This is a genomic window from Actinophytocola sp., from assembly GCF_035712165.1.
Classification (GTDB): Bacteria; Actinomycetota; Actinomycetes; order Mycobacteriales; family Pseudonocardiaceae; genus DASYTH01.
The window spans coordinates 1-3,475 of record NZ_DASTBH010000036.1; the positions used below are offsets into that span (position 1 = coordinate 1).

At 70.2% G+C, this 3,475-nt stretch carries 2 protein-coding genes and 1 pseudogene; 1 reads left to right on the plus strand and 2 read right to left on the minus strand.

Annotated features, from left to right (window positions below; all coding sequences use genetic code 11):
• Window positions 1-1,773, minus strand: a 1,773-nt coding sequence (locus VFO68_RS01830; protein WP_325156350.1) for an MFS transporter, incomplete at its 3' end; no start/stop codon positions are given.
• A gap of 362 nt (window positions 1,774-2,135) precedes the next feature.
• Complete coding sequence (locus VFO68_RS01835) at window positions 2,136-3,041, minus strand: TauD/TfdA dioxygenase family protein (protein ID WP_325156351.1); 906 nt, start codon at window positions 3,039-3,041, stop codon at window positions 2,136-2,138.
• A 73-nt stretch (window positions 3,042-3,114) separates the two neighbouring features.
• On the opposite strand from VFO68_RS01835, the pseudogene VFO68_RS01840 reads away from it, so the two are divergent.
• Window positions 3,115-3,475 (plus strand): annotated as a pseudogene (locus tag VFO68_RS01840) (amino acid deaminase); the annotation flags it as partial.

The following is a 3,475-nucleotide window of genomic DNA, read 5'->3' on the forward strand; positions in this document are numbered from 1 at the left end:
GAACCGCACCGCGCCGCCCGCGACCACCCCGTCGCAGTGGAACTCCGCCTCGATGTCGAGCAGTTCCTCGGCCAGCATCGGGTACGGCGAGACGCGCAACCGGGCGGTGCGTTCGTCGGCGGCGAGCGCGGTGACCTCGGCGGCATCGGTCAGCACGAACATGTCCGTGGCCCCGCCGCCGTGCGTCCGCTTGAGGAACACCGGCCAGCCGAGCTCCGCCCCGGCGGCGATCGCGTCGGTGAACTGGTCGACCAGAAGGAACCTCGCCACCGGCAGGCCCGCCGCGCGCAGCCGCTGCTTCATCACGAGCTTGTTGGAGAACGCGTTGACCACCGCGTAGTCCGGGCCGGGCAGACCGAACAGCGAGCGGAGGTAGCCGCCGGCCTGCAGGCTCCATTCCGCCGGCGCCACCACGTGGTCGAACGGGTTGCGGCGGCGGATGCGCAGCGCCGCGAGCCGGACCTGGGTCAGGTCCTGGATGCTGTCGACCACCTCGACGTCGGTGCCCTCGTCGTAGTGGTCGAGGTGGCCCGGCATGGAGATGACCGAGAGCCGGATGTCCTTGCGGTCCTGCAACATCCGGGCCGGCGCCCGGCTGTTGGAGTTGACCAGCAGCACGTTCTTCACGGCACCCTCCTTTCTGCGCGACGTCCAGACGGCCAGTCCCAGCAGCGCCGGCAGGGCGACGGGGAGGAACAGCCATCCCGAACTGACGAGGTTCGCGGTGAGACCGAGCAGCAGCGCCGAGGCCGGGATGGCGCCGGTGACGAACATCCGGATCACGGTGTTGACCCGCCCGGCCAGGTCGGTGGGGATCTCGTGCTGGCGGTAGGCCATGGTCGCCGCGTTCACGCCGCCCTCGCCGAGGCTCAGCACGCAGAACCCGATCGTGACCGCGACCGGCGCGCCGAACAGCAGGCCGAGCGAACCGGCCGCCATCACCCCGAACCACAGGGTGATCCGGCGGTGCCGGCCGGGCACCGCCCGGCTCAGCCAGGCGCCCGCCGCGGCGGCCACCGCACCGGCGGACACCAGGACGCCGAGCGCGGTCGCCGACCAGTTCCAGTGGTTGGCCCCCAACGAAAGCAGCGTGGGCTCGAGGCCGCCGGCGCCGAGGTTGTACAGCGCGAGCGCCAGGGTCAGCCGCCGCAGGTTCGGTCGCTCGCGGAAGAAGCGGGCGCCCTCGCGCAGCATCGCCCCGAGGGGCTGGCGGCGGCCGCCGGCCCGGAGCCGGGGGAGGACCAGCGCGGTCAGGCTGGTGCAGAGGAAGGTGGCCGCGTCGATGGCCAGTGCCCAGCCGGGGCCGACCGCGGCGATGGTGAGGCCGGCGAGCGCCGGCCCGGCGAACCGGGCCACCAGTTGGATCGAGTTGAACGCGCCGCAGGCCCGGTCCAGCCGCTCCTTCGGTACCAGCGCGGGGATCAGGGCGTAGCTGCCGACCACCTCGGTGATCACCTTGGCCAGGCCGGTCACGAACAGCACGGCGAACACCGCGCCGATGGCGTTCATCGCGAGCAGCAACGGGATCAGCGCGACGCAGCAGCCCTGGGTGATCTCCGCCGCGGCGAACAGGAACCGGCGGTCGTGGCGGTCGATGACGGCGCCGAGAAACGGTGCGGCCAGGAACGGCAGGGTCTGCGCGGCCAGGCTGAGCACGGCCAGCAGGCTGGAGCCCGTCGTGCTGACCAGAGCCCACGGCACCGCCAGATAGAGGAAGGTGTTGCCGGCGTTGGAGATCGCCGTCGCCCCGGTCAGCAACCAGAATGATCTCATTGAAGGATTCCCTCGGTTGCCGGGTATGCCTCAAGTTTGCCATTCATTGCCAAGGCTGGCAAGAGATAGTTGCCCGATCAATTGACCGGATGTCGACATGTGCGGCGAATCTCACCGCAATGGCGGATTGGCTGCCAGTGCGAACCGTGGCTTAATAGCTCCCGTTGCCCGCCGAGGGAGTCGGGGCTCCCGGGCAGTGGCCCCCCGGTGGTGGCAGGGACCACCGGGTCATGACACGGGAGCGGCACACATGACCTGTGCCGCTCCCGTGTCCCACCATCATCGGGCAAACCGTTCCCCTGCACAAGGAATCGTCGGACCATTGGGGGAAATTGGCTCACCCCTTGGGAAAGGGTTGACCCTCAGGCGGCGGTCCCGGTCCGGAACGCCGTGGTGTCGCCGCGCAGCACCGCACTCGGCCGGCCGTCCACGCCGACCGGCGCGGTCCCGGTGACCGTCACGCGCTCACCGCGCCGGTGCTCGTCGCCGTAGTCGTAGATCGCGTAGTGCAGGGTGGACCGGTTGTCCCAGATGGCCAGATCGTCGACCTGCCACTGCCAGCGCACGGTGTGCTCGGGTTTGGTGGCGTACTCCAGCAGAACCCGGATCAGGTCGCGGCCGGCCTGCGGGCTCATCCCCACCACCCGCCGGGCGAACCCGCCGAGCAGCAGCGAACGCTCCCCGGTCTCCGGATGCACCCGCACCGCGGGATGCTCGGTCTCGAAGACGTGCTCGACGAAGTTCTGGTGCAGGTCGCCGTCGTAGGTGTCGTCGGTGAAGTCGGAGTTGTTGGAGTGCACCACCCGCAGCGCGTCGGCGAGGTCGCGCAGCTCGGCCGGCAGGTTGGCGTATCCGACCGCGGTGTTGGCCCAGATCGTGTCCCCACCCACCGGCGGGCAGACCTTGTTGTTCAGGAAGGCGAACGCCGGCGGCGCCTCCATGTAGGTGAAGTCGGTGTGCCAGTGGTTGGCCCGGATGGTGCCGCTGCGGGAGTCCACCTCGCGCAGCAACGGCTTGCCCTCCGGTCCGCCGTAGATCGGGTGCCCCAGGGTGAGACTGCCGAACCGCCGACCGAACGCCACCAGGCCGTCGTAGTCCAGCCGCTGGCCGCGCAGGAAGACCACCTTGTGGTCGAGGATCGCGTTGCGCAGCATGGCGATGGTCTCGTCGGTCAGCGGGCCGCCCGCGTCCACCCCGGTGACGACGGCGCCGATGTTCCCGGCCAGCCGCCTGATCTCCACTTCGGCGCGCGAGAGTGTTCCGGTCATCTGCGTACCTTTCGCCTGAAGTCAGTTTGCCTACGATATTGCCAGAATTTGCCAATGCTGGCAACATAGCTGCATGAGCTTCGACGGGATCGACGAGGACGCGGTGCGGGCGCTTCGCGCGGAGCGGATCGACTGGCGGTTCAAGGGCTTGCCGGTGGCCCTGGAGGGCAGCACCGTGGCCGACGCCGCCGCGGCGGGCCTGAACATCTTCCAGGACGGCTTTCTCGGCCCGATCCTCACGCTGGACGCCGACGCGCTGGACCACAACGTCACGACCATGGCCAAGTGGTGCGCCGACCGCGGCGTGCAGCTCGCCCCGCACGCCAAGACCACGATGGCGCCCCAGCTGTGGGCGGCGCAGCTGGCCGCCGGAGCCTGCGGGCTCACCGCGGCCACCGCCGCCCAGCTGCGGGTCTACCGGGCCTTCGGCGTGT